This is a genomic window from Bradyrhizobium genosp. L (genome assembly GCF_015624485.1).
In the GTDB taxonomy this organism is placed as follows: domain Bacteria; phylum Pseudomonadota; class Alphaproteobacteria; order Rhizobiales; family Xanthobacteraceae; genus Bradyrhizobium.
Window position 1 is genome coordinate 108,273 of sequence record NZ_CP061378.1, and the last position, 26,576, is coordinate 134,848.

Annotated in this window: 25 protein-coding genes, 1 tRNA gene and 1 pseudogene; 11 read left to right on the forward strand and 16 right to left on the reverse strand. The window is 63.5% G+C overall.

Annotation, left to right across the window (positions count from 1 at the left end; translation table 11 throughout):
- Positions 1-190: 190 nt before the first annotated feature.
- The 6 genes from ugpB to IC762_RS00495 all read left to right on the forward strand — a co-directional run bounded on the left by ugpB (position 191) and on the right by IC762_RS00495 (position 5,326).
- Entirely contained in the window at positions 191-1,510 is a 1,320-nt protein-coding gene (gene ugpB, locus IC762_RS00470) for a sn-glycerol-3-phosphate ABC transporter substrate-binding protein UgpB (RefSeq protein ID WP_195786716.1), read from the forward strand.
- A 79-nt stretch (positions 1,511-1,589) separates the two neighbouring features.
- Complete coding sequence (ugpA, locus tag IC762_RS00475) at positions 1,590-2,471, forward strand: sn-glycerol-3-phosphate ABC transporter permease UgpA (protein ID WP_195786717.1); 882 nt, start codon at positions 1,590-1,592, stop codon at positions 2,469-2,471.
- Complete coding sequence (ugpE, locus tag IC762_RS00480) at positions 2,471-3,319, forward strand: sn-glycerol-3-phosphate ABC transporter permease UgpE (RefSeq protein WP_195786718.1); 849 nt, start codon at positions 2,471-2,473, stop codon at positions 3,317-3,319. The genes ugpA and ugpE overlap by 1 nt, the downstream gene beginning before the upstream one ends.
- Positions 3,320-3,322: 3 nt before the next feature.
- Positions 3,323-4,405, forward strand: coding sequence for a sn-glycerol-3-phosphate import ATP-binding protein UgpC (locus tag IC762_RS00485; protein ID WP_195786719.1), 1,083 nt, complete (start codon positions 3,323-3,325; stop codon positions 4,403-4,405).
- Positions 4,406-4,583: 178 nt separating this feature from the next.
- Entirely contained in the window at positions 4,584-5,009 is a 426-nt protein-coding gene (locus tag IC762_RS00490) for an Hsp20 family protein (RefSeq protein ID WP_092120814.1), read from the forward strand.
- A gap of 50 nt (positions 5,010-5,059) precedes the next feature.
- The gene (locus tag IC762_RS00495) at positions 5,060-5,326 is read left to right on the forward strand and encodes a DUF1150 family protein (RefSeq protein WP_195786720.1); all 267 of its coding nucleotides are present in this window, start codon (positions 5,060-5,062) and stop codon (positions 5,324-5,326) included.
- A 98-nt stretch (positions 5,327-5,424) separates the two neighbouring features.
- Here the strand turns inward: IC762_RS00495 and IC762_RS00500 are convergent, their stop codons facing one another.
- The 5 genes from IC762_RS00500 to IC762_RS00520 form a co-directional block, all read right to left on the reverse strand.
- Positions 5,425-7,119 carry an outer membrane protein gene (locus IC762_RS00500; protein WP_195786721.1) on the reverse strand — a complete coding sequence of 565 codons (1,695 nt, stop codon included), beginning with the start codon at positions 7,117-7,119 and terminating at the stop codon, positions 5,425-5,427.
- A gap of 127 nt (positions 7,120-7,246) precedes the next feature.
- Complete coding sequence (locus IC762_RS00505; RefSeq protein ID WP_195786722.1) at positions 7,247-7,597, reverse strand: DUF6665 family protein; 351 nt, start codon at positions 7,595-7,597, stop codon at positions 7,247-7,249.
- Positions 7,598-7,664: 67 nt separating this feature from the next.
- Positions 7,665-9,197, reverse strand: coding sequence for an AMP-binding protein (locus tag IC762_RS00510; protein ID WP_195786723.1), 1,533 nt, complete (start codon positions 9,195-9,197; stop codon positions 7,665-7,667).
- Positions 9,198-9,343: 146 nt separating this feature from the next.
- Positions 9,344-10,474, reverse strand: a complete 1,131-nt coding sequence (locus IC762_RS00515; protein WP_195786724.1) for a DUF5938 domain-containing protein — start codon at positions 10,472-10,474, stop codon at positions 9,344-9,346.
- A 39-nt stretch (positions 10,475-10,513) separates the two neighbouring features.
- Complete coding sequence (locus IC762_RS00520; protein ID WP_195786725.1) at positions 10,514-11,317, reverse strand: SDR family NAD(P)-dependent oxidoreductase; 804 nt, start codon at positions 11,315-11,317, stop codon at positions 10,514-10,516.
- A 347-nt stretch (positions 11,318-11,664) separates the two neighbouring features.
- Here IC762_RS00520 and IC762_RS00525 point away from each other — a divergent pair, with 347 nt between their 5' ends.
- Positions 11,665-12,270 (forward strand): TetR/AcrR family transcriptional regulator, encoded by a 606-nt coding sequence (locus IC762_RS00525; protein WP_246801380.1) that lies wholly within the window; start codon positions 11,665-11,667, stop codon positions 12,268-12,270.
- A gap of 77 nt (positions 12,271-12,347) precedes the next feature.
- On the opposite strand, the gene IC762_RS00530 is transcribed toward IC762_RS00525, so the two are convergent.
- From IC762_RS00530 to IC762_RS00570, 9 genes are all read right to left on the reverse strand, one after another.
- Positions 12,348-12,974, reverse strand: coding sequence for a hypothetical protein (locus tag IC762_RS00530; RefSeq protein ID WP_195786727.1), 627 nt, complete (start codon positions 12,972-12,974; stop codon positions 12,348-12,350).
- A gap of 114 nt (positions 12,975-13,088) precedes the next feature.
- Positions 13,089-13,550: a PTS IIA-like nitrogen regulatory protein PtsN gene (gene ptsN, locus IC762_RS00535; protein ID WP_195786728.1), complete on the reverse strand. Its 462-nt coding sequence runs from the start codon at positions 13,548-13,550 to the stop codon at positions 13,089-13,091.
- Between the two features lie 250 nt (positions 13,551-13,800).
- Positions 13,801-14,415 carry a ribosome hibernation-promoting factor, HPF/YfiA family gene (gene hpf, locus IC762_RS00540; RefSeq protein ID WP_195786729.1) on the reverse strand — a complete coding sequence of 205 codons (615 nt, stop codon included), beginning with the start codon at positions 14,413-14,415 and terminating at the stop codon, positions 13,801-13,803.
- Positions 14,416-14,603: 188 nt separating this feature from the next.
- On the reverse strand, positions 14,604-16,256 hold the full coding sequence (rpoN, locus tag IC762_RS00545; RefSeq protein WP_195786730.1) for an RNA polymerase factor sigma-54: 1,653 nt from the start codon (positions 16,254-16,256) through the stop codon (positions 14,604-14,606).
- A gap of 90 nt (positions 16,257-16,346) precedes the next feature.
- A complete protein-coding gene (gene lptB / locus IC762_RS00550; protein ID WP_195786731.1) occupies positions 16,347-17,333 on the reverse strand; it encodes an LPS export ABC transporter ATP-binding protein in 987 nt (328 codons plus the stop codon).
- Between the two features lie 325 nt (positions 17,334-17,658).
- Positions 17,659-18,366: an LptA/OstA family protein gene (locus IC762_RS00555; RefSeq protein ID WP_246801382.1), complete on the reverse strand. Its 708-nt coding sequence runs from the start codon at positions 18,364-18,366 to the stop codon at positions 17,659-17,661.
- 49 nt (positions 18,367-18,415) lie between these two features.
- Positions 18,416-19,144, reverse strand: coding sequence for an LptA/OstA family protein (locus IC762_RS00560; RefSeq protein ID WP_195786733.1), 729 nt, complete (start codon positions 19,142-19,144; stop codon positions 18,416-18,418).
- Positions 19,141-19,866, reverse strand: coding sequence for an LPS export ABC transporter periplasmic protein LptC (gene lptC / locus IC762_RS00565; protein ID WP_195786734.1), 726 nt, complete (start codon positions 19,864-19,866; stop codon positions 19,141-19,143). The genes IC762_RS00560 and lptC overlap by 4 nt, the downstream gene beginning before the upstream one ends.
- A gap of 174 nt (positions 19,867-20,040) precedes the next feature.
- Positions 20,041-20,655, reverse strand: a complete 615-nt coding sequence (locus tag IC762_RS00570) for a ribonuclease D (protein WP_195786735.1) — start codon at positions 20,653-20,655, stop codon at positions 20,041-20,043.
- 340 nt (positions 20,656-20,995) lie between these two features.
- On the opposite strand from IC762_RS00570, the gene IC762_RS00575 reads away from it, so the two are divergent.
- From IC762_RS00575 to IC762_RS00585, 3 genes and pseudogenes are all read left to right on the forward strand, one after another.
- Positions 20,996-22,261 carry an MFS transporter gene (locus IC762_RS00575; protein ID WP_195786736.1) on the forward strand — a complete coding sequence of 422 codons (1,266 nt, stop codon included), beginning with the start codon at positions 20,996-20,998 and terminating at the stop codon, positions 22,259-22,261.
- 76 nt (positions 22,262-22,337) lie between these two features.
- Positions 22,338-23,207: pseudogene (gene fusA, locus IC762_RS00580) on the forward strand (elongation factor G); the annotation flags it as partial.
- Between the two features lie 209 nt (positions 23,208-23,416).
- The gene (locus IC762_RS00585) at positions 23,417-24,172 is read left to right on the forward strand and encodes a hypothetical protein (RefSeq protein ID WP_195786738.1); all 756 of its coding nucleotides are present in this window, start codon (positions 23,417-23,419) and stop codon (positions 24,170-24,172) included.
- Between the two features lie 147 nt (positions 24,173-24,319).
- On the opposite strand, the gene IC762_RS00590 is transcribed toward IC762_RS00585, so the two are convergent.
- Positions 24,320-24,406: transfer RNA gene (locus tag IC762_RS00590), tRNA-Leu, on the reverse strand.
- Positions 24,407-24,551: 145 nt separating this feature from the next.
- Between IC762_RS00590 and IC762_RS00595 the strand changes: the two genes are divergently transcribed.
- The gene (locus tag IC762_RS00595; RefSeq protein WP_195786739.1) at positions 24,552-25,520 is read left to right on the forward strand and encodes a complex I NDUFA9 subunit family protein; all 969 of its coding nucleotides are present in this window, start codon (positions 24,552-24,554) and stop codon (positions 25,518-25,520) included.
- A 108-nt stretch (positions 25,521-25,628) separates the two neighbouring features.
- Here IC762_RS00595 and IC762_RS00600 read toward each other — a convergent pair whose 3' ends face one another.
- The gene (locus tag IC762_RS00600) at positions 25,629-26,435 is read right to left on the reverse strand and encodes an undecaprenyl-diphosphate phosphatase (RefSeq protein WP_195786740.1); all 807 of its coding nucleotides are present in this window, start codon (positions 26,433-26,435) and stop codon (positions 25,629-25,631) included.
- Positions 26,436-26,576 lie beyond the last annotated feature (141 nt).

Here is a 26,576-nt window from a genome sequence, read left to right on the forward strand (position 1 = left end):
CGATGCGGTGCAACGTCGCGCCTGACGTTGCATCGCGCGCTGCCGACTGAACGGCTTCACCTTTTTTACCGCTTTCCCCGGAGCATCCTTCCCCCCTACGATTGGGTGGCTTATAGGGTCATTTGGCCGTCATCCGGCGCTGCTAGGCGCAACAACACTTCGATGACAGGTCCCAAGGGGAGGGTTTTTGATGGCTTTTCGGCACTTTGGCGCTGCGGCGGCGGTCGCGGTTACGCTGGCTTTCGGCGCTACGCCCGCGCTCGCGGCGACGGAGATCCAGTGGTGGCACGCGATGACCGGCGCCAATAACGACGTCATCGTCAAGCTCGCCAACGACTTCAATGCCTCGCAGAGCGACTACAAAGTCATCCCGACCTACAAGGGCGGTTACGCCGACACCATGAACGCCGGCATCGCCGCGTTCCGCGCCGGCAACGCACCGGCCATCATGCAGGTGTTCGAGGTCGGCACCGCGACCATGATGGCCGCCACCGGCGCCGTCAAACCGGTCTACAAGCTGATGGCCGATGCCGGCGAGAAGTTCGATCCCAACAACTACCTGCCTGCGATCACCGGCTACTACTCGACCTCGAAGGGCGAGATGCTGTCGTTCCCTTTCAACTCGTCGTCGACGGTGATGTGGGTCAATCTCGATGCGCTGAAGAAGGCCAACATCGCCGAGATTCCGAAGACCTGGCCGGACGTGTTCGAGGACGGCAAGAAGCTGAAGGCCGCCGGCTACACCACCTGCGGCTTCTCCGGCTCCTGGGTGACCTGGGTCAATCTCGAGCAGCTCTCGGCCTGGCACAACGTGCCGCTCGCCAGCAAGGCCAACGGCCTCGACGGCTTCGACACCGTGCTCGAGTTCAACGGCCCGCTGCAGGTCAAGCATCTCGAGAACCTGGTCGAGCTGCAGAAGGAGAAGATCTACGACTACGCCGGCCGCACCAACACCGGCGAAGGCCGCTTCACCTCGGGCGAATGCCCGATCTACATCACCTCCTCGGCGTTCTTCGGCAACGTCAAGGCGCAGGCCAAGTTCAACTTCACCGCGGCGCCGATGCCGTATTATCCCGACGTCAAGGGCGCGCCGCAGAACTCGATCATCGGTGGCGCCTCGCTGTGGGTGATGGGCGGCAAGTCGGCCGAGGAATACAAGGGCGTCGCCAAATTCCTGACCTTCCTGTCGGACACCGACCGCCAAGTCTGGATCCACAAGGCCTCGGGCTACCTGCCGATCACCAAGGCGGCCTACGCCAAAGCCAAGGAAGAGGGCTTCTACAAGGACCAGCCCTATCTCGAGACCCCGCTGCTCGAACTGACCAACAAGCCGCCGACCGAGAATTCCCGCGGCCTGCGTCTCGGCAACATGGTGCAGCTGCGCGACATGTGGTCGGAGGAGATCGAGCAGGCGCTGGCCGGCAAGAAGACCGCCAAGCAGGCGCTCGACGCCGCCGTCGAAAAGGGCAACGTGATGCTGCGGCAGTTTGAAAAGACCGCCGTCCACTGACATGATGCCTTGAGACGACCTTCGTTGAGACGATAGACCGGCAGGCCGCATCCCGCGGCCTGCCAATTTCCCCGAGATCATGCAAAAGCAAGCGATCTTCCAGTCAAAGCTGCTGCCTTACGCGCTGGTTGCTCCGCAGCTTGCGATCGTCCTGATCTTTTTCTACTGGCCGGCCGCGCAGGCGGTGATCCAGTCCTTCCTGCTGCAGGACGCCTTCGGCCTCTCCACCACCTTCGTCTGGTTCGAGAACTATCTCGAACTGTTCAAGGACCCCGCCTATTTCGCCACGATCGTCAGGACTTTCTTCTTCTCGTTCGCGATCGCGGTCTCTTCACTTTCCTTCGCACTCCTGCTCGCCGTGATGGCCGACAAGCCGCTGCGCGGCTCGACGCTCTATCGCACGCTCCTGATCTGGCCCTACGCGGTCGCGCCACCGGTGGTCGGCGTGCTCTGGGTATTCATGCTGCACCCCTCGCTCGGCGTGCTCGCGCGCTATCTGCGCGCCATGGGCGTCGATTGGAATCCGCTGCTCAACGGCGACCAGGCGGCGATGCTGATCATCCTTGCTGCGGCCTGGAAGCAGATCTCCTACAATTTCCTGTTCTTCCTCGCAGGCCTGCAGAGCATCCCGAAGAGCGTGATCGAGGCCGCCGCGATCGACGGCGCTCGTCCGATGCGGCGGTTCTGGACCGTGATCTTCCCGCTGCTGTCGCCGACCATCTTCTTCCTGTTGGTCGTCAACATCGTCTACGCCTTCTTCGACACCTTCGGCATCATCGATACCATGACCCGCGGCGGCCCCGGCAAGGCGACCGAGACGCTGGTCTACAAGGTCTATAGCGACGGCCTGCTCGGCGGCAATCTCGGCTCCTCGGCGGCGCAATCCGTCATCCTGATGGTCATCGTCATCGTGCTGACCGGCATCCAGTTCCGCTTCGTCGAGCGCAAGGTGACCTACTGATGGTCGAGGAAGAGGGCTTTCAGCGTTATCTGGCTCACGCCATATTGTGGATCGGGATCGCGATCGTCGCCTTCCCGGTCTATCTCGCGATCGTCGCCTCGACCCAGGACAATGCCGTCATCGCCAACGGCCAGATGTCGCTGTTGCCCGGCGGCCATTTCCTCGAGACCTACTACCAGACGCTGTTCGTCGGCACGAGCGGTTCGACCCGCGAGCCGGTGCTCAACATGATGCTGAACTCGCTGATCATGGCGCTGGCGATTGCGATCGGCAAGATCGCGATCTCGATCATCTCGGCCTATGCGATCGTGTATTTCCGCTTTCCGTTCCGGATGCCGATCTTCTGGATCATCTTCCTCACCTTGATGCTGCCGGTCGAGGTGCGCATCTATCCGACCTACAAGATCGTCGCCGATCTGCATCTGCTCGACAGCTATGCCGGCCTGTCGCTGCCGCTGATTGCGTCCGCCACCGCGACGCTGCTGTTCCGGCAGTTCTTCATGACCGTGCCGGATGAGTTGCTGGAGGCGTCGAGGATCGATGGCGCCGGACCGTTCCGCTTCTTCTGGGATACGCTGTTGCCGCTGTCGCGCACCAACATGGCGGCGCTGTTCGTGATCCTGTTCATCCTCGGCTGGAATCAGTACCTCTGGCCGCTGTTGATCACCACGCGTGACGACATGCAGACCATCCAGGTCGGCATCCGCAAGATGATCACCACCACCGACGCGCTGACCGAATGGCCGGTGGTGATGGCGACCGCGCTGCTCGCGATGCTGCCGCCGGTGTTCGTCGTCGTCGCGATGCAGAAACTGTTCGTGCGTGGATTGGTGGAGACGGAAAAGTAGCCCATGGCAAACGTCACGCTGCGCAGCGTCCGCAAGACCTATCCCGGCGGCTTCGAGGCCATCAAGGGCGTCGATGTCGATGTCGGCGACGGCCAGTTCTGCGTGCTGGTCGGCCCCTCCGGCTGCGGCAAGTCCACACTGCTGCGCATGGTCGCGGGGCTCGAGACCATCACCGGCGGCGAGATCGACATCGGCGGCCGCATCGTCAATGCGGTCGAGCCGGCCGATCGCGACATCGCGATGGTGTTCCAGAACTACGCGCTCTATCCGCATATGAGCGTCTTCAACAACATGGCCTACGGCCTGCGCAATCGCGGCATGGCCGAACCCGAGATCAAGACCCGGGTCGAGGAGGCCGCGCGCGTGCTCGAGCTCGCGCCGATGCTGGAGCGCAAGCCGCGCCAGCTCTCCGGCGGCCAGCGCCAGCGCGTCGCGATGGGCCGCGCCATCGTGCGCCAGCCAAAAGTGTTCCTGTTCGACGAGCCGCTGTCCAACCTCGACGCCAAGCTGCGCATCGCGATGCGGGTCGAGATCCGCAAATTGCAGCGCCGGCTCAACACCACATCGATCTACGTCACCCACGACCAGCTGGAGGCGATGACGCTCGCGGATATCCTGGTGGTGATGAATGGCGGCCAGGTCGAGCAGATCGGCAACCCGCTTGAGATCTATCAGCGGCCGGCGACCACCTTCGTCGCCTCCTTCATCGGCGCGCCGCCGATGAATCTGATGCCGCTGCGCTCGGACGAGCTGACGTCGCAGATCGCAGCCGCCGATGGTGCCGGCATCGTCGGCATCCGCCCGGAGGATTTTGTCATCACCGGCGAGAGTGTTCCCGGCGGCGTCGCGCTGGGCCTGACCGTCGAGGCGATCGAGCATGTCGGCGCCGAGACCTTCGTCTATGGCAGCCGCCAGCGCGACGAAAAGGGCGTGGCTGCCAACCCCGGCGAGCTGCCGCCGGGCGAGGTGATCGTCCGGGTTCCCGGCATCAGCGGCCCCGCCATCGGCGAGCGGATCCGGGCGGTCGCCCCACGCGACAAGCTGCATCTTTTTACCGCCGATGGCCGCCAGCGGGTGGGGTCATAACCGATCTGGAAGGATTCGGCGCCATGCTCCGGCCAGAGGGGCATTTGCGCTGGTTTCAGAGCGGCTTGAACGCTATCCAGACCACCCCATATCCTTCACTGACCGGAGGGCCAGACGGCCCGCCGGTTGCATGGGGCGCCGCAAGGGCCCCTCAAAGTCGCTTCGAGAGGACTTTGTAATGTCTCGTGTTCCATCGTTGTCCAGTCCGTTCCTTCTGGGATTCGACGAGATCGAGCGTGCGCTCGACCGCGTCGTGAAGGGCGCTGACGGCTATCCTCCCTACAATATCGAGCGGTGCGATCGCACCAATGGGCAGCCCGAGCGGCTCCGCATCACACTCGCGGTGGCTGGCTTCACCCGTGACCAACTCGATGTAACCATTGAGGAAAATCAGCTCGTCATTCGCGGCCGCCAGCAGGATGACAAGGCCCGGCAATACATCCATCGCGGCATCGCCGCACGCCACTTCCAGCGCACCTTCGTGCTGGCGGAGGGGATGCAGGTGCTGGGCGCGGACCTGAAGAACGGGCTGTTGTCGATCGACCTCGCCAGGCCAGAACCTGAACGGGTCGTTAAGACAATCGCTATCAATGAGCACGAATAATAGAAACCTGGAGCGGACTCGACCGCTTGTCTGACTGAGGAGTCGAGACCATGAGCGAAGCCAATATCATCTTCGAATCCGAGACCGTCACGCCGGAAGTGCTGGCCCATCTGGGCGAGGGCCATATTGCCTATGTCAAGCAGGTCCGTTCCGAGGACGTGCCGGATCTCTTCCCGCAAGCCCCGAGCCTCGAGCCGGGCCTGAAGCTGTTCGCGCTGCACGCCGCCGACGGCACGCCGATCATGCTGACCGACAGCAAGGAAGCCGCGATCGCGAACGCCTGGAGCAACGAGCTACAGGCCGTCAGCGTCCACTGACGCAAAGCTGAATTCAGCATCCGCGAATTCTGATGCGCGGGCATGCCTCGATGGTCGAGGCGGCCCGCGCATTTTTTCTGACCGCAGCTTGCGAAAGCCTACAGCCGCCCGAATTTGTACGAGGCCTGGAGGAAGCCGCCATAGCGCTCCGTGCTGACCGGCAGCGACTGGCAGGGACAGGGCGTGCCGAACAGATTGGTGTTGGCGCTCGGCGCCCACATCGCCCAATAGCGACCGCCGGCACCGACGTTGAAGGCGTCGGTGACCGCGTAGGACAGGATCGCTTCGACCTGGACGCCCTGGCCGGCACCGGTCTCCGGCGAAAGCGTGTTGGAGACGTCGGTTCGCAGCAGATGATTGTCGATGCCGCGAAACGCGACGTACGGCAGGTAGGCGGCATCGGCGGTGAGCTTCAGCCGGTCGGCGAGCGTGACGACGCCGTTGACGCCGATGCGAAGCGAATACCATTTGTCGTTCTCGGTGATCCCGAGCGTCGAATTGGAAATGGCCGGCACGCAGTCGGAGAACTGATTGGCGATCTGACGGCAGCCATAGGCCGACTTGTTCTCTTCGTAATAGTTGAACCCGATGAAGCCGCCGACATTGGCGCTTCGCCCGCGAAACAGCGAATAGCCGGCGTCGAACGTGCCATAGGCAAGGTCGCCGCTGAGGGTCGATTGCGTGTTCGAATAGGGCACCGTCAGACCGAAGATGCCCCAATCTTCGTCATGCATGTTGCCCGACAGGATCTTGCCGCCGCCGGCAAAGCCTTTCACGAAGATGTTCGACGCCGTGTCGATGCGGCCGAACAATTCCCCGGTCGCTGCGGTGCTGTCATAGGTCAGGCGCGATACCAGGAGCCCCGGCATCGTCGCGGAGTCTCTGGTGCCGAGATCTTTCTGGAAGCGGCCGGAGCTGTACCAGACACGGCCGCCGATCTCGACTTCGGCCTCCGGAATGACGGGCGCGTCGGTCGTTCCCCTCAGATGATAGTCGGGCTCGGGAGACTGCCATCGCGCATCGATGTCCTGGCCGAACTTGTAGTTCAGGCCGACCTTCACGGTTTGAAAATTCTGGCTGACATTGCTCGTGGTGCTTGCGGTCGGCAGATAGCCGAAAGGCGATGGCGGCAACACCTGCAGGAAGCTCGTCGGCGTGGCCATGCCGACGTCGCCGAACTTCGCATAGTCGTATTCCAGCCGGAACGACCAGGCGGGCGTCAGCGCCCGCTCGACGCCGGCGCCGGCCGTCCAGCCCCATCGCATGCCGTCGAGGCTGGTCACCGCATAGGGCAGCACACCGTTGGTGGTGCTGTCGATCTTCTCGTCGAGCCAGGCGATGCCGCCCTTGACGTAGAGCAACGTGCGTCCACCCGTGCCCGCCGCGTAACCCAGCCGGCCGGTGAAGCTGCCGCCGCTGTCCGGCCGGACGCGGCAATTCGCCGAGATGAAGTACCCCGATGATGCGAAACAGGTGCCGCTGCCATTGCCGCCGATGAACTCGGCGTCCGCCTCGACACCGAGCACGAAGCCATTGTTGGGAACCTGCCAATTGTAGCCGATCTGGCCGCCGCCGGAAGCCGTGGGCGTCCGCACGCTGCCACCATAGATCGATGCACCCGCCGGATCGGAAAAGGATGAGTTCCCCAAACCGGCGCCGACATGACCGCCGAGATAGAAGCCGGTCCATGACCACAGCACTGGCGGTGCTCGGTAGACATCGGGCATGTCGGCGGCGATTGCGAAGCCGGGAACGAATGCGAGAGCGAATGCCGCCACCGAAACCATTTTCATTGGACACAACCCGAACTTGCTGCCGGACCTCACCGCCAGCAAAATGGGATGGAATGCTTAAGAAAGGCTGAGCATTCAAGATTGGCTAACCCTGATTTTTAAGCCGCCATTAGGCATAAGGGTGCGGCTACCTCCCGGCCGGCATCGATGACGTGAGGATTGGCGTCATGCACATCTGCACCTCGCCCGGCACATTGTAGGTGCGCATGACAGTGCGGGTATCGCGCATGCCGCAGGCCTCGCGTTGCACCACGAGCATCCAGAGTGCGTGGCCAGCCTCTCGCACCAGGGTGCGCCGTACCTGCTTTCGCGATACCGATGCATCCGAGTCCGATTGCGCAGAATCGAACTCCCGCAGTTTGGCGAGGGCCTGTTCCAGCGCCCGTCCCATGCGCCCGAGCGCGGACGCCTTCTCCTCGGCGAGTTCGTACGCAAGAACGTCGATGGGCGTGCGCAACAGGCGGGGGTCGAGGGACATCGATCATTCCCTGAGGTCGTATGGACAACGATACGGCCTTGGAATCTTCCAGCGCGACCAGGCGATGTCAATGCGCCGAGGTCAGCCGCGCGCGGATATCCGGTTTCAGAACCTTGCCGACCTTGGAGCGCGGCAGATCGCTCCAGACTTCGATCTGCTTCGGCGTCTTGATGCTGCCGATCTGCTGCTTGACGAAGGCGGCGAGTGCCGTCGCATCGATCGTGTGGCCGGCGCGGGGCTGCACCACGGCGACGATGCGTTCGCCCCATTTGTCGTCGGGTAGCCCGATCACGGCGCAATCCTGCACCGCCTCATGGGCGCGCAGTGCGTTCTCGACCTCGATCGAGTAGACGTTGAAACCGCCGGTGATGATCATGTCCTTGGCGCGGTCGACGATATAGAGATAGCCGTCGGCATCGATGTAGCCGACGTCACCGGTGTGGTGCCAGCCATGCGCCGAGGCCTCGGCGGTGGCCTGCGGGTTCTTGTAGTAGCCTTCCATCACCAGCGAGCCGCGCACCACGATCTCGCCGCGCGTGCCTGTGGGCAAGAGCCTGCCGTCGCCATCCATGATGCCGGCCTGCACCAGCGGACTGATCCGACCGGCCGACGATAGCCGCTGCATCGCGATCGAACCGTCGGGATTGTAGTGCTCGGCGGGCGCCATCGTCGAAATCATCATCGGCGCCTCGGTCTGGCCGAACAGCTGCGCCATCGGGCCGATCCGCTTCAGCGCCTCCGCCAACCGCGTCGCCGAGATCGGCGCCGCGCCGTACCAGAAGCATTGCAGCCAGCTCAGCTCGGCCGCATCGAGCCTGGGATGATCGAGCAGCATGTAGATCACGGTCGGCGGCAGGAAGGTGTGGGTGACGCGATAGCGCGCGATCAGGTCGAGGAACTCGCCGATATCCGGATGATGCATGATCACGATGCGGCCACCGAGCGTCATGACCGGAAAGCACAGCACGCCGGCAGCATGGGTCAGCGGCGCCAGCGCGAGATAGACCGGGCGGCCCTTGAACGGATAGCCCATCAAGGTCAGCGCGGTCATCGCCTCGATGTTGCGCCCCGACAGCATCACGCCCTTGGGCTTGCCGGTGGTACCGCCGGTGCCCGGGATCATTGCGAGATCGTCGATCGGCTCGCGTTGGTAAGGCTCGTCGACGAGGCCGGACAGCCAACGATCGAACGACGGCGCGAACGGCAGCTCTCGATCCAGGCAAACCAGTGTCCGCAGCTTCGACAGGTCTTGCTTCACAGCTTCGACCATCGGCGCAAAGCTCGAATGAAACAGCAGCAGGCTGCAATCGAATGCATCGAGGATGAACTTGTTCTCGGTCGCCTCGTTGCGCGGATTGATCGGGCACCACACCGCGGCGGCACGCGAGATCCCGAACACACAGGCAAATGCGAGCGGATCATTGCCGGAGAGGATCGCGACTTTCTCGCCGGGCGCGATGCCGGAGCGGTCGAGCCCGCGCGCGATCCGATAGCTCAGTCGCTGCACCTCGCCATAGCTGAGGTCGCGGCCGTCCATGGTGAGACAAGGGGAATCTGCGCCGAGCGAGGCACCCTTGTCGAGGTAGTCGATGAACCGCATGGTCGACCCCGAAGCTGGCTGCGGGTGACGGGGGCTGGCGCGTCACCCGCAGCGAAGGCGTTTCCGAGCGAAGCCGCTATCGGTTCGCGTGACGAAAACGCAACGAAAGGAGAATTCCTGGCCCCGATTTTCATCGGGGCTCAAGCTCAGTCTTGCACGGTCAGGATCGGCTTGCTGACGAGTCCGAAACTGCGCAACTGCCCGAGCAGTTCGTGATGGCCGAACGCCTGGCAGCCGGAGGCGAAGCCCACGCGCTTCGGCGGCTGCTGCAGCAGGTGCGCCGCGGCATAGGCCTGCATCAGGCCGGTCTGCTTGTAGTTGCTGTTGCCGTTGATGACGCAATGCGCGCGCCCGAGCGGGCCGGAGGCATGCACCGAATCCATCGACTTGTTGACGCGCGGGTTCTCACGCGGTGGCATGGTGTTCATCACGCCGGCGGCGGTCTGCGCCAGCGCGGCGTAGCGCTCGTCGGGCTTCATGTCCTTGGTCGCCTCCAATGCAGCGGCGACGATCTGGGGCACAGCCTGCATCAGCCCGCGATTGAAGACGCCGCCCAGCACCTTCACGTTGGCCACGCGCGGATCGCGCTTGAACCACACCGGGTGCGAGGTGCCGCCCCAGGGCAGCGCCAGCGCCAGCTCATGCTGGCCGGGGATGGCGAGGTTGTAGAGGCCGGCATCGGGCTGATGCTCGACATATTTGTTCTGCTCCAGGTAGTAGGCCTTGGCCATCGCGGCGTTGACCAGGATGGTCTGCGTCGAGGCGATGGTCGGGCTGCCGCCCCAGAACACGGCGATATCAAGCGTATCGAGGCCGGGCGTCTCCAGGCACAGCTGCGCCGCGATCTCGCCGGTGGTGTACATCTGGGCAATGCCCGGCGCCAGCAGCAGGCCGGCATTGGCGAACTTCGTGCCCCACTCCTGCTCGAGCGTGATCAGCCAGTCCTGCTCGCCGGTCGTATCGGTGTAGTGGCATTTGGAAGCCAGGCAGGCCTGCACCACCTCGCCGCCGAACTTGGCGAAAGGGCCCACGGTGTTGAGCACCACCGAGGCGCCTTTGAACAATTCGGTCAGCGCGGCCACGGTGTGCGGCACCTTCACCACCTCGTAATCGGCGGTCTCGATGCCGGCCACGTTCGACTTCATCGCGGCGTCGAGCTTCTCGGCGCTGCGGCCGGCGGCGATGAAGGGGATGTTGTACTCACGCAGATATTCGCAGACCAGCCGGCCGGTGTAGCCGGACGCGCCGTAGACGATGACGGGCTTCTTCTCGCTCATGGCGATCCTCCAGAATGATTGTTGTTTGTGGCTTGCCGCTCACATGCCCATGCCGCCATCGACCGGCAGGCCGATGCCGGTGATGAAGCGCGCATCGTTCGAGCACAGGAACACCGCGGCGTCGGCGATGTCGCTGACCTCGGCGAGGCGGCCGAGCGGCGTCTGCTCCACCACTGAGCCGACCGCGGCATTGACGTCGGGCGCAAGCCCGATGCTGACGATGTCGTTGGCGAGTTGCAGGCCCATGTCGGTCGGGATCAGGCCGGGATAGATGCAGTTGACGCGCACGCCGAAGCCGAGCTTGCCGGCTTCCATCGCCGCGACCCGCGTCATGCGGTCGACCGCGGATTTGGTACCCGAATAGACTGCGATGCTGGGGAAGGCGATCGTCGCCGCCACCGATGCGATGTTGACGACCGCGCCGCCCTTGCCGGCGAGCCCGTTCGGCCGCATCGCGCGGAAGGCGTGCTTCATGCCGAGCACGGTGCCGACGATGTTGACGTCGCACATCCGCCGCGCATCCTCGGCCTTGATCTCGCTGACCAGCGAGGTGATCTCGATGCCGGCATTGTTGATCAGGATGTCGTAGCCGCCGAGCGTGTCGACGGTGGCGGCAACCGCGCGCTCCCACTGCGCATCGTCGGTGACGTCGAGCTTGACGAAGCCGGTCTTCACCCCGGCCTTGGCGATCTCCGCCGCGCTGGCCTTGCCGGCATCATCGAGAATGTCGCCGATCATGACCGCGGCGCCGGAGCGCGCCAGCGCCTGTGCGATGGCCGCGCCAATCCCCCTTGCGCCGCCGGTGACCAGGGCTTTCCTGCCTTCGAGGCTCTTCCCACTCATGACGTCATCCTCCCTTGCTGGTGATTTTGATTGATGCTGGCAGCAGGTGCCGGGGGACTGCGCGCGCCTGGCGCGATGGCAGCCGGATCCGGTTTCGGCGGAGCGCGGCATTGGCGCTCCGGCGATGCAATTCCTCCCTGATTGGCGTCTTGACGACTGTCCAAATTTGTTTCGGCAACCCTCGTCCAGAAACTTGACACTTGTCAAGCCAAGATTTGACAAGTGTCAAAGACAATGGTTGTGAGGGGTGGAGCGCAGCGCGCGTTCGACGCGGTATAAGTCGGTCAAAGAAAGAGACGGAGGCACGGCACGAGATGGCGCGGCAAGCGACAGGAACGGCCCAACGCGTGGCCGTGGCGGCCGAGGAGCTGCGCGACGAGAAATTCAACGCGCGCCGGCTCGAGCTCGCGGAGGCCGCGCTGGAGACGCTCGGCGAACTCGGCTTCGCACGCACCAGCCTGCGCGAGATCGCGCAGAACTCCGCGTTCACGCACGGCGTGTTTCATTATTATTTCAGCGACAAGCTCGACCTGATCTGCTGCTGCGTCCGCCACTACAAGGCGAAATGCGTGACGCGCTACGACGAGGTGGTGATTTCGGCGCAGAGCCGCGACGAACTGACCGAAGGCTTTCTCGCCAAGCTTGCGGAAACGCTTCAGGGTGAAGCCAGCATGCACCGGCTCTGGTACGATCTGCGCGCGCAGGCGATGTTCGAGCCGGCGTTCCGCAAGGACGTGCTCGAGATCGACAAGAGCCTGGAAGCGATGATCTGGCGCATCGCCTCGCGCTACGCCGAGCTCGGCGGCAAGCGGCCGGCGACATCGCCTGCCGCGCTCTACGCGCTGCTCGACGGCCTGTTCCAGAGCGCACTGCTCAGGCACCTCGCAAACGACGCGAAGGCTGTACCGGATCTGCTCGATGAAGTGCGGCGGCTACTGCCGACGATCTGCTGAGTCGACCGCGATAGCTTCGTAGCCCGGATGAAGCGCAGCGAAATCCGGGATTCGCGCCGACTGCAAGATCCCCCGGATTAATTTGGATTGCGCCGCAGATATTCCCGCTTCAATCGCGCGATTTCCTCGGGAGCATTGAGGAGCTCCAATGCTTTGGGCGTCAGCGGACCGCTGGTGCATGGTCCCAACACAGCGTCGATTCGACCTCGGTAGATGATCTGTTTGCTGTCAAAGTCCACTACCTCCTCTGGCTCCGCGAGGTCATTCCGATATGCACCGACAACCAAGGTTTCACCAAGCGGCCAACGCAATGTGTCCTCCCTGCCCTCGCACGTGCCATCACACCAATACTCCTTGATGATGAAGGCCTTCCGATCGGTGGGAGCGGTGAACAGCCGTCCCTTCAGCATCTCAACACGATCAAGAACGATCAGGCTGGTCGGGGAATTAGTCCTGCGAAGGTCGGATAGCAGTCGCGCGGAAGCGACACGTCCACGAATGATGATCGGCGTGTGCTCCAATAATTCGAGCGTCGCTCGAGCTTCCGTATCGAGACGTTCCTTTTCAACCGAAACATGGTCGGCATCGGGAGACCGTTGCCAAGAGGTTGGCAACGGTAAAGCGCAAGACAGCGCCTCCACCTTTCCGGGACAGACAAATCCGACGAGTAAACAAACAACAACCATCAAGCGGCAGGTGATCATTCAAAAAACCGCGTAGCGTCGGCCCGGTCACACAATTTCTTGAGTGCTTCGGCACTTCTCGTAGATACAAGTCTACCACGGGCGGCCGAGCACCCGCAAAACCGTTGCGAACGCTTACGCCGCGCTCGCCGGCGGCAGCGCCAGCACCGAGTAGATTGACTGGGCGTCGCGGGAGGCGCGCAGCTTCTTGGCGACGTCCAGGTCGCGCAGCAGGCGGGCGATGCGCGCCAGCGCCTTGAGATGGTCGGCGCCGGCGCCTTCGGGCGCCAGCAGCAGGAAGATCAGGTCGACCGGCTGGCCGTCCATCGCCTCGAAATCGATCGGGCGCTCGAGGCGGGCGAACAGGCCGAACAGCTTCTCGAGCTTGGGCAGCTTGCCGTGCGGAATGGCGACGCCATAGCCGACCGCGGTGGTGCCGAGCTTCTCGCGCTGCAGCAGCACTTCAAAAATCGCACGCTCGTTCTGCCCGGTCAGCGCGGCCGCGCGCGCGGCGAGCTCCTGCAGCGCCTGCTTCTTGCTGATGACTTTCAAAGCGGGGAGAATCGCCTCGGGTGCGACCAGATCGGTAATCGGCATGGGACGTTCCGAGGTGAATGAGACCGCCAGATTGGGAAATAGGCTTTACGCCGGTGTCGTCAAGAAGATGAGGTGGGATGCGGGTCTGGCCCGGGTCCGGTTGGCAGACCTTCTACTTTCAGGGCGGCTTCTACCCCAACGCATCGGCGGTGCCAACACCGGCGAAACCCTGTTCCGCCGCCTTATTTCTTGCGGCGGCGGACCATAAGCAGGGCCGGCTTCCGAGGTCAATGCCATCTGCCAACTATCCTCAGGGGCCGACTGCCGGGGGGTCGACCCAGCCGACATTGCCGTCCGTCCGGCGGTAAATGATGTTCACCCGGCCGCTGCCGCCATGCTGGAATACCAGGCAGGAGGCGCCGCTCAGGTCGAGCTCCATGACGGCCTCGCTGACTGACAGCCGCTTCAGCGCGGTGGTTGCCTCCGCAATGATCACCGGGCTGTATTCGGCGACCTCGTCGTCGTTCTCGGGCGCCTCGATGACGTAGCTCGGCGCGTCCAAGCCTGCACTGCTGAGGCCTGCGCCGTTCAACTCGGCAAGGGCTGCGGTCGCGACATGGGCCTTGCGGGCCGAACGATCCTTGAGCCGGCTCTTGTAGCGGCGCAGTCGCTTCTCGATCATCAACAGCGCGGCATCGGCGCTGGCATAAGCGTCGGTGGCATTGCTGTCGGCTTCCAGCGTGACGCCGGAATCCAGATGCAGCGCGCAATCGGTGCGGAAGCCGAAGCCATCCTTGCTCAGCGTGATGTGACCGGAATAGTTGCCATCAAAATACTTCCGCAGGACTTCCTCGGTGCGTTCGCTGACGCGGTCGCGAAGCGCCTCGCCGATGCTGATGCTCTTTCCCGAGATTCGAAGGGTCATTTGATGCCTCGATTGCTGGTGCCTCGATCACTCTCCTGGCCGGAGCATGATGGTTTCTGAAATTCCGTCTGACCTTCCTTTCTAGATCACGCTTCACCGCGAAAATTTCAGATTATTCCGATTTGGCGCGAACGCAACGACGGCATAAGCGCACGCGGCGTTTCGGCGCGTCGTGCCCAAAAAGTGACCTAAACTGCAGCCTTGTCGCGCGACCGGTCGGGGGAGGAGGCAGGAGCCGAAAGGGCATTACCGAGCATGCTCTGTTTGTCACGGCGGCGCTGCACCGAAGAGGGTATCCGCATCGCCTCGCGATATTTCGCGACGGTGCGGCGGGCAATATCAATGCCGGAGGCGCGCAAACGTTCCACGATCGTGTCGTCGGACAGGATCGCCGACGGCGCTTCGCCGTCGATCAACTGCTTGATGTGATGGCGCACCGCTTCGGCCGAATGCGCCTCGCCGCCATCGGCGGAGGCGATCGAGGCGGTGAAAAAATACTTCAATTCAAAACTGCCGCGATTGGTCGCCATGTACTTGTTGGCGGTGACGCGCGACACCGTCGATTCATGCATCTGGATCGCGTCCGCCACCGCCTTGAGATTGAGCGGCCTCAGATGCGCGACACCATGGGTGAAGAAGCCGTCCTGCTGGCGCACGATCTCGGTCGCCACTTTCAGGATGGTGCGGGCGCGCTGGTCGAGCGCGCGCACCAGCCAGGTCGCGTTCTGCAGGGCGTCGGTGAAATAGGACTTGTCACCGTCCTTGCGGATCGTCTTCGACAGTTCAGTGTAGTAGGTCTGGTTGACCAGCACACGCGGCAGGGTGTCGCTGTTGAGCTCGACATGCCAGCCGCCGTCCGGACCCGGCCGCACATAGACGTCCGGCACCATGGTTTGCGTGCGCGAGGTGCCGAACTTCAGCCCGGGCTTCGGATCGAGCCTGCGGATCTCGGCGATCATGTCGGTGATGTCTTCATCGTCGACGCCGCAGAGCTTTCGCAAGCCGGCGATGTCGCGCCGCGCCAGCAAATCGAGATGCTCGACCAGCGCCTGCATCGCGGGATCGTAGCGGTTCTGTTCGCGCAGCTGGATCGCCAGGCACTCGCTCAGATTTCGTGCACAGACGCCGGGCGGATCGAAGGTCTGCAGCACCGCGACGACCTCTTCGACGGCAGCCTGCGACGCGCCGAGCCGCTCGGCAGCCTGGCCGAGATCGACCGGCAAATAGCCGGCATCGTCGACGAGGTCGATCAGATACTGCCCGATCATGCGCTGCGCCGGCGCGGAGAAGGCGACTGCGAGCTGCTCGGCGAGGTGGTCGGCCAGCGTCACCTCGGCGGCGACGAAGGCTTCGAGATTGTATTCGTCGTCACTGGAGGCGCCGCCGCCCCACTCGGTGTAGACCGAGGGCGCCGCGTCCTGGGCGGCGTGCGCGGCGGCCTCCGCCGGCTCCTCGGTGAAGACATTGTCGAGGCGGGTGTCGAGCGTCTGCTCGATCTCGGCGCGGCTGCCGAGGTCGCGGTTCATCCATTCTTCCTGGCCGGGCTCAAAGCCTTCGCCGGCGGAACCGGTGGCCATGTCGGCGTGGTCGCCGCCGTCATAATCGCTGCCGGACGCGTCCGAATCGGCGTAGTCGGCCCGCTCCGCGGCGGGTTCCCCGGCCACCGGCAGCTCGGGGCCGTCAGCTGCCCGCTCCAGCAGCGGATTGCGCTCGAGCTCCTCCTCGACAAAGGCCGACAGATCGAGGTTCGACAGTTGCAGCAGCTTGATCGCCTGCATCAGTTGCGGCGTCATCACCAGCGACTGCGACTGGCGGAACTCTAGTCTTTGCGTCAGTGCCATGGAGGCAAGATCGATTCCAAAAGTTGGCTCGATTCTTGCTTATATTAGTCCGCAGCCCTTGTATACGCCTTGACGGATCAGAAATTTGGGCTAGAGGCGGAATTCCTCGCCAAGGTAAAGCCTGCGTACATCCGGATCATTAACGATCTCTTCCGGACTTCCCTCAGTCAAGATCTCACCAGCATAGACGATATAGGCGCGATCGGTGAGGCCGAGCGTTTCGCGGACATTGTGGTCGGTGATCAGCACGCCGATGCCGCGGTTGGTGAGGTGGCGCACGAGGTCCTGAATGTCGCCGACCGCGATCGGGTCGATGCCGGCGAACGGCTCGTCGAGCAGCATGTAATTCGGCCGCGTCGCCAGCGCGCGCGCAATCTCGACACGGCGGCGCTCGCCGCCGGACAGCGCGATCGACGGGCTTTTTCTCAAGCGTGTGATGTTGAATTCGTCGAGCAGCGAGTCGAGCTCGTGCTCGCGTTTCTTCTTCGAGGGCTCGACCACCTCGAGCACCGCGCGGATGTTCTGCTCCACCGACAGGCCACGGAAGATCGAGGCTTCCTGCGGCAGATAGCCGATGCCGAGGCGGGCGCGCTGATACATCGGCAGCTTGGTGACGTCGTGGCCGTCGAGCTCGATGGCACCGCGATCGGCCTTGATCAGCCCGGTGATCATGTAGAACACGGTGGTCTTGCCGGCGCCGTTCGGGCCGAGCAGGCCGACCGCCTCGCCGCGGCGCACATAGATGCTGACGCCGCGCACCACCTGGCGGCTGCCAAAGCTCTTTTCCACGCTATGCACAGCCAGATAGCCGGGACGCCCGATCAATTGCGGCGCGGCGGCGCCGGTGCCCTTGGGGCGCCTGGCGGGCTTGGCGCGTGCGGGCGCCGGAGCAGGCTGCGGGCGCAGCTCGACGCTGGGAACCGGGGCGGCGCGTGCCATCGGCGGTGCGTCGCGCACCGGGCTCGCCAGCATCTCGCCGAAGGAGTCACCAAGCGTCGTGATGTCGTCGTGGGAGCGCGCAAAGCCGGCACTGCGTTTCGCAGGGCGCCGACGGAACATGCCGAGAAAATCCACCATCCCCGCTTCGCTTCAGCCTCTCACGGTGATCCCCGCGACCATGCCTGCGGATCGATCGATTCGCACGCCAAGTCACTTTGCACGCCAAGCCACGCGTATGGTCCGGAAAACTGGATGCCGGCTTCCGGACCGGTCGCGCTCAAACACCACGGCAAGGCGCGGGTGCCGCGCCTCGAATGAATGGATGCCCCCGACCCCGCCCGCAATCGCGATCCTCTCGTGAGGCTCATCGCCGGGCCGGGCGTCTCCGCTAGATACAGCCTCGCGCCGCGCGCTTCAACCTCGCGCTGGCAAATTATTATGTAACCGATTGAAATATATGGATTTACTTTGATTTCACCGGGCTTGGGGCGGGCGCTACGGCTGGTGCGGTGCTGCAATCCTTTCCCTGATTGACCGATGCCGACACCCTTCCGCTGCCGTTATCAGATTCGACCTTCGACACGCCGGTCGTCATATCGACCCGCAGGCGGTCGCCGCGCACCGTATTGCTGCACTGGGTCAGCACCACACCTCCGAGCATCGTGATCAAATTGGTCTTGGTATCGAATATCGCGGTCTCGCCGGTGACGGTTTGATCCTTCTGGGTGACGACGACATTGCCACGCGCCTCCAGCCGTTTGATCGAGGAGCTGGTGCCCGCGGGACCCGATGTCGCCGACGGCATCGGTGTCGCTGACGGCATCGGTGTTGCCGAAGGCATCGGCGGCGCCCTCGCATCCTTGGTACCCGCCGGCGCCTGCTTGGTGCCCGCAGGCGGCGATGAGGACCCGGCGGCGCTCCCTTCGTAGAACACGACCAGGATCTTCGACGTCATGGTGGTGTCGCCCTGCGTCACCTTCACATTGCCGGAAAACGTCGCCTCTTTCTTCTTGTCGCGCATTTCGAGCACGGCGGCCTCGATCTGCACCGGCTCGTCGCGGTTCTGGACGAAGCCCTGCATGGCGTTCGGCACCGACGATGCGCTCTGCGCGTGAGTCTTTTCGCAAGCCAGCAGTGTGAGGACGAATATCGCAGCAGCGGCGAGTCGCATCGTCGTTCCCGAACCATTCGTGGTCATGATCCGAAGCACGCCGCCCGTCCTATTTCGGCTTGCTGCCGGGAAGCAGCGGCAGCGGCCCGCTCGGCGCAGAGCCGGGCGCGGCGGGCGTGCCGCAGCCGCCTTTTCCGGCTTGTGGGCCTGGCTTGGCGTCCTTCTGAGTCTGGATGAACAGGCCTTGCACCTTGCCATTATCGGACTCGACGCGGGAAACGCCGGTGGTCATGTCGACCAGCAGGCGGTCGCCGCGCAGCACGTTCTGGCACTGCGTCAGCACCACGCCGCCGATCATGGTGATGAGATTGGTCTTGGTGTCGAAGATCGCGGTCTCGCCGGTGACGACCTGATCCTTCTGGGTGACGACGACGTTGCCCTTCGCCTCCAGCCGCTTGATCGACGATGCGCCGCCGGGGCCTGGCGTCGCCGATTGCATCGGTGCGGCGGCCTTCGCACCTTTCGCGTTGGCGTTGGCGGGCTGCGCCTGGCCGGAGCTCGATTCATAGAACACCACGAGCGTCTTCGACGTCATCGTGGTGTCGCCCTGCACGACTTTGACGTCGCCGAAGAAGGTCGCCTCCTTCTTCTTGTCGCGCATTTCCAGCGAGGCGGCCTCGATCTGGATCGGCTGGTCGTGGTTCTGGGTAAAGCCCTGCATCGCGTTGGGCACGCCGCTCATCGAGCCCTGCGCGACCACGGCGCCTGCGGCGAACAGCGCGAGCACGAAGGCGGCAATGGCCGAACCACGCGGAGAAAAGCGCATCATCGAAATCATTTCGGGTTGGCTGATTTGCGCCCCTTTGGAGCGGGCGGCGGTGGAGGCGGCGCGGGCTCGGCGGGCGGGCTGTTGTCGCCGAGATGGTTCAGATGCATCACGACCGTACCCTCGAATCGCACGAGCTCGCCGCCATTGTAGATGCGGATCCGGTCCGACGTCAGCGTACCGTCGAGCAGCTTGACGTCGACATGCTCGTCCGACGTAACGGTGTTCTTGTTCATGTCGACGAAGGCCTGCGTCAACCGCGCTTCATAGCCCGTCGATGATTGCAGGAAGATATCCTTGCGCAGATCCAGGAGCTGCTTCTTCTGGTCGAAGAACCCGGTGCGTCCATCCATCGTCACGATCGACCCGTCCCCCTGCGCCACCTTGGCGCGGATGGTTTTCAGCTCGACATGATCAGGATCGGTGACGTCCTGGATCGCGGCCTTGGCCCACATCTCATAGGGCCGTCCATCGGCCGAGAAGCCGGCAGTATGCGGCGATTCCATCGTGATCTTGGTACCGGACACCACCATGTTGTCCATGTCGACGGGCAGCTTGGCGATCACTTCCTTGAACGGATTGAACACCGAGATGTAAAAGATCACACCGAGCGACACTGCCACGGCCGCGGGCACCGCGACGCGCAGGAACCGGACCATGCGGCTGTGGCGCGCGGCCGCGGCAAAGCGCGCCTCGAGGCCCGTCACATAGGCTGGATTGTGGATCGAATTCACCTGAGCTCCAACTCACCGCCGCTCAAAGCGCGGCGCGAAATTGCCGCTCATTCTACCCGGTGCCGTCCAAATATGCAGCCCGGACCTGGCGTCGCGCCCCCTGTAGCCGACCACGCGTGAACAGTTTGGCCGAAACGGGGCGGAACGGCCGCCCCGAACATGAAATCACCCCGTTCAGGAATGGGCGAAAATGTCCTCTTCCTCCCAGCCGTCGAGGTCGAGCCGGGCGCGGGCGGGCAGGAATTCGAAGCAGGCTTTGGCGAGGTCGGTGCGGCCCTCGCGCGCCAGCATGGCATCGAGCTTCTCGCGCAAGGCATGCAGATGCAGCACGTCGGAGGCGGCATAGGCGAGCTGTGCTTCGCTGAGGCCGGCCGCGCCCCAGTCGCTCGACTGCTGCTGCTTCGACAATTCGATGTTGAGGACTTCCCGCACCAGGTCCTTCAGGCCGTGTCGATCGGTATAGGTGCGCGCCATGCGCGAGGCGATCTTGGTGCAGTAGATCGGCGTCGGCATGACCCCGAGAGTATTGAAGAGCACCGCGACATCGAACCGCGCGAAATGGAAGATCTTGGTGACGCCGGGATTGCCGAGCAGCGCCTTGAGATTCGGCGCGTCGGCGTGTCCCTTCGGAATCTGCACCACGTCGGCGGTGCCGTCGCCGTTGGACAGCTGCACCACGCAGAGCCGGTCGCGATGCGGATTGAGCCCCATGGTCTCGGTGTCGATGGCAACGGAGTCAGTATAGCGGGACAGATCGGGCAGATCGCCACGATGCAGGCGAATGGTCATGAAATAAGAGCCTCGGATATCGGATCGATTCGAGCGACACTAGCCTCCAAACGCCCGCGAGGCGAGCGGATAGGCGGCCTGCGGAACCCGTGACGCGGGTTTTCCGCGGCACCCTGATCCCGCGCGGCCTGTTGCATTTCGATCACGCCGGCGAGCCAAAGTTGCAAGGCGGGATGACCGGACGCCGCGCAATTCCCATATTTCGAACCGGGCCATTGTGCCGCTTCCGATTGCCGTTTCCCGCTTTTGTTTGCGCTTCGCCGCCGATGCAATCGGCGGCCGCGATCCCTATCTCTGCCCAGCCGCTCGAACACCGTTCTCATCACCACGAATGGGCCTCATGTCCGAACAGACCATCGCCGCGCCGATCGACGAGCCTGAGGCGCGCGGCTTTTCGCGCTATCAGTCGTTCCTGATCGCGCTGCTCGCGTTCACCCAGTTCACCCTGATTCTCGACTTCATCATCATGTCGCCGCTCGGCGCCATCCTGATGCCCGCGCTCAACATCACGGCCGGGCAGTTCGGCGTCGCCGTGTCGGCCTACGCCTTCGCCGCTGGCTTCTCCGGCATCCTCGCCGCCGGCTTCGCCGACCGCTTCGACCGCAAGCGCCTGCTGCTGTTTTTCTATGTCGGCTTCACGCTCGGCACCGTGCTCTGCGCGCTGGCGCAGAATTTCCACGTGCTGCTGCTGGGGCGGATCGTCACCGGCCTGTTCGGCGGCGTGATCGGCTCGGTGGTGCTCGCGATCGTCACCGACCTGTTCCCGCTGCAGCTGCGCGGCCGGGTGATGGGCTTCATCCAGACCGCGTTCGCGGCGAGCCAGGTGCTCGGCGTCCCCGCCGGCCTGTTCCTCGCCAATCACTGGAACTGGCACATCTGCTTCGTGGCCATCGTCGGGCTCTCGACCGCGGCGATCATCACCATCGCCTTCGCCATGCAGCCGGTCGACGGACATCTCAAGCTGCAGCACGACCGCAATCCGTTCCGCCACCTGGCCTCGACTGTGGGCGACAAGCGCTACATCCTGGCCTTCGTCGTCACCACGCTGCTGGCGACCGGCGGCTTCATGCTGATGCCGTTCGGCAGCGCCTTCACCGTGCACAATCTCGGCATCGACATCGTCCACTTGCCGACCATCTATCTGGTCTCCGGCCTGTTCAGCATTGTCATGGGGCCGCTGATCGGCCGCGCCAGCGACGCGTTCGGCAAATATCCGACCTTCGTGTTCGGCTGCACGGTGTCGGTGATCATGGTCTCGATCTACACCCATCTCGGCCACGTCTCGTTACTCACCGCGATCGTGGTCAATGTGCTGATGTTCGTCGGCATCTTCTCGCGCATGATCCCCTCGCAGGCGCTGATGTCGGCGATCCCCGACGCCAGCCAGCGCGGCGCGTTCAGCGCGGTCTCGGCCTCGGTGCAACAGCTCTCCGGCGGCCTCGGCTCGGTGGTCGCAGCCGCGATCGTGGCGGAGAATCCGGACGGCTCGCTGCTGCATTTCGACCGCATCGGCTACGTCGTCGTGACGACGACGATCATCTCCATCATCGCGATGTACTTTGTGCAGAAGCAAGTGGCGAAGCGGCAGGGCAAGTGGATGGTGTGAGGGACGCTGGGCTCGCCACGTGATATGTTGATACGCCGAATGAGTGACGGTGAATCACGTGGTGACACAGCCTTGCCTTATCGAAGTTGCGATCGAGCCCAAGTGGAAGGCCGATCGCGAAAAGCTCGACATTGCGCTGGCCGCGCTTGTCGCGGAGGACCCGTCCTTCCGGGTATCGACCGACCCTGAGTCGGGCCAGACCATCCTCAAAGGCGTCGGCGAACTGCATCTCGACGGCAAGATCGACTTACTCAAGCGCGTCTACGGCCTCGATGTTCGTCTCGGCGCGCCGCAGGTCGCGTTCCGCGAACGCATTACGAAGCGCATCGAGCACAGCTTCACGCACAAGAGGGTCGTCGGACCTCGGGGAGTTTTTGCTTCGGTCACCCTCGTCGTCGAACCGAACGAGCCGGGCCAAGGATACGTGTTCGAATCGAAGATCGTCGGCGACGCGGTGCCGGCTGAATACATGCCCGGTGTCGAGAAAGGTCTGCAGAGCGTGCTGCCCTCGGGCGTGATCGCCGGCTTCCCGGTGGTCGACGTCAAGGTGCAGTTGGTCGACGGCAAGTACCATGACGTCGACTCGTCGGTGGCGGCCTTCGAGATCGCCTCGCGCGCCTGCTTCCGCGAGGCGTTGCAGCTAGCCAAGCCGGTCCTGCTCGAACCGATCATGAAGGTCGAGGTAATGACACCGAGCGATGGCCTGGCTCCGGTGTTGCGCGACCTGAGCCTTCGCCGCGCCAGGACTTTGGATCACAGCGTCCGCAGCGATGGCGTCGTCATCACGGCGATGGTGCCGCTCATGAACATGTTGGGCTACACGAACGGCCTGCATGCGGTGAGCCAGGGCCGCGCAACCTTCACGATGCAGTTCGATCACTACGCGCCGCCGTCGCCAAATGATGATGATCCGCCGTTTGGTCCTGCGGTAGGGATGCGCGCGTGACGGCCGCATTGCGCGCTCGAATGTAGCGCGGCCGCAGTCGCAATCCCTCCCACGAAAGCTGAGCGATTTTACGCGTTTGCAAAGGGAGTGGTTCCCAAGAAAAAATACGCACATGGTCTTATCAATGTTGAACCGATAGCGGATAAAGCGCCTTTGACGATTGCACCCTTAGACTGCGGATGATTGCGATGAGATTAGGCGCCCTTAGCGTGTTGAATGTCTTCTTTCTCGCCACGGCCATCGTCACGCTTGCGCTGCGGCCGGCGCCGGCCCAGATGGTCGCGCCGCGCGTGCAAACATTCTGTACCCCGCTAGACGGTCTAGAACAGAAGGTGGATGAGAAAACATGTCTTGCGCAATTCGCCGACGTTGCCAGCCGAGACGGTCGCGCCCTAACGCTGAAATTGAAGAACGGAAAGACCAAGGTGCTGAACGACGCTAGACAATGTGAGGACCCCGACAAAGAAGGTGAGTGCTTCACATACCGGCTGGAGGGTTACATCGAGGATCGACAATTCATCGTGTCCGTCACGCCTTACGAGTGCGCATATGTGCTGCTGGTGGACCGCCGGACTGGCAAGGAAACCCAATTGGGCGGATGGCCCGAATTGTCTCCGAGCAAGAAGCGGTTCGCGGTCAGCGCGTCCTTCGTGGCAGGAGAGTGCAGTCCCGATTACGGCCTTGCCATCTACTCCCTATCCAGCGATCCGCCGCAGCTTGAGTGGCACTTCACGCAGGACAGCGATTACGACGACTACATTGTTGACCGTTGGGACGGCGAAAATCGCGTACGGCTGAAGGTGAACGCCAACGGAAAGGAATCGACGACCGAGCTGAAACTGACCGCGCGCGGATGGCAGCTCAAATTGGCGAATGGCAAATTCAGTTCTGGCGTTGCGGCCTCGGCTACCCGTTCGGCGCCGGCACCCCAGTCCGCCAATCCCGCAGGGCCGATCGGTCGCTGACAAGCGCGCGGGAAAAAAGTCCACTGAAGTGCACAGGGCGGATTAACCGAAGGCGTAATCCGCCACCTCACGCAATCGCCGGCGGGTTACGGCCGCGCCGAACCACCCCACGAAGATTCAGCGATTTCAATCGCTTGCAAAAGGGTGTGGTGCCCAGGAAAGGACTCGAACCTTCACGGCCGTTAAGCCACTGGCACCTGAAGCCAGCGCGTCTACCAATTCCACCACCTGGGCGTGGGCGCGTTACTAATGGATTGGTCGCGCGCTTGTCAAATTCGCGATTGGAAAATCAAATACGCTGTACAGGCGTGGGCCTTTGGCGTATCGCCAAACGGCTAAACCCCGTCAATCGTTCTCGAATCCGGCAGGAATCAACCCCATGGCATCGAACCTGGACACCACAGTCACGGTCTTCGGCGGATCGGGGTTTCTGGGGCGGAATGTGGTGCGGGCGCTGTGCAAGCGCGATTACCGGGTTCGCGTCGCGGTGCGGCGGCCCGAGCTCGCCTTCCATCTGCAGCCGCTCGGCCGGGTCGGCCAGATCCATGCCGTGCAGGCCAATGTGCGCTACCCGGCCTCGGTCGAGGCCGCGCTGCGCGATTCGCATGCCGCGATCAATCTGGTCGGCATTCTGGCCGAGAGCGGCGGGCAGACCTTTGAGGCCGTCCAGGTGAAGGGCGCCGAGACCATCGCCAAGGCGGCGACATCAGCCGGCGCCCGGATGGTGCATGTCTCGGCGATCGGCGCCGACGAGAACTCGCTCGCGCATTATTTCCGTGCCAAGGCCGCCGGCGAGGCGGCGGTCAAGGCCGCGGCGCTGGACGCCACCATCATGCGGCCGTCGCTGCTGTTCGGACCGGAGGATCAGTTCACCAACCGCTTTGCCGCGCTGGCGCGGCTGTCGCCGGTGCTGCCGCTGGTCGGCGGCGGGGCTGGCAAGGTGCAGCCGGCCTATGTCGCCGACGTCGCCGACGCCATTGCCGATGCCGTGGACGGCAAGGCCAAGGCCGGCGCGACCTACGAGCTCGGCGGCCCGGAAGTGCTGACCATGCGCGAGGTGATGCAGATCATCTGCGAGATCACCCAGCGCGACCGCATGCTGGCGCCGCTGCCGTTCGCCCTCGCCAAATTCCAGGCGCTGTTCCTGCAGTTCGCGCCCGCCCCGTTCACGCTGACGGGAGACCAGGTCGCGATGCTGCGCACCGACAATGTGGTGTCGGAGGCCGCGACGGCCGCCGGGCTGACTTTTGCCGGCCTCGGCATCACGCCGGACTCGATGGAAGCGATCGCCCCGCAATATCTCTGGCGCTTCCGCGCGACCGGGCAATTCCAGAAGAAGAGCGCGTAGGCGCCCTATCTTGTCGGGTGGGCAAAGCGGAGCGTGCCCACCTTCACGAGCACGCCGCAGATGGTGGGCACGCTTCGCTTTGCCCACCCTACGATTCCGGAATTCGTCCTACCGCCCCATCGCCAGCGCGATCAGGCCGAGGGTGCCGACGATCACGCGCCACCAGGCGAAGAAGGTGAAGCCGCGGCGGGTGACGAAGTTGAGGAACGCGCGCACCACGATCAGCGCGGTGATGAACGAGACCACGAAGCCGACCGCGATGACGCTGAGATTGTCGGTCGAGAAGTCGCCGCGGTTCTTATAGAAATCATAGGCAAACGCGCCGACCATGGTCGGGATCGCGAGGAAGAACGAGAACTCCGCCGCCGAGCGCTTGTCGGCGCCGAGCAGCATCGCGGCAACGATGCTGGCACCGGAGCGCGACACGCCGGGAATCATCGCGAGGCACTGCGCGACGCCGATCCAGAAATACATCAAGAGCGGGAAACGCGTCGCATCGTCCTCATAGACCTTGAGGTCGAGCTGATCGACCCACAGCAGCACGGCGCCGCCGACGATCAGCGAGAAGCACACCACCCACGGATTGAACAGGAATTCCTTGATGTATTTGCCGGCGATCAAGCCGATCACCACCGCGGGCAGGAACGCCACCAGCACGCCGATCACGAAGCGGCGGTCCTCGGCGTTGGAGAACATGCCGAGTGCGATCCGCCACAGTTTGGCGAAATAGAGCACGAGGATCGCAAGGATCGCGCCGAGCTGAATCAGGATCGCAAAGCTCTTCCAGAAATCGCCTTCGCCGAGATTGAAGAAGCGTTCCGCAAGCAGGAGATGGCCCGTCGAAGAAACCGGCAGGAACTCGGTGACGCCCTCGACAATGCCGAGAATCACCGCCCGCACCATATCCGTCATCATGATTGGCCTGTCCCCTGTGGAAAACCGCGCTCTTCTCGCCTATTCGCCCATCTGCTGCAATCGCAAAAAAACGGCAAACAGTGGGTTGCCTCGTCGATTTGCTGAGCTATAGCGTTTTTGTGACCCGCACCTTCCGCGGGG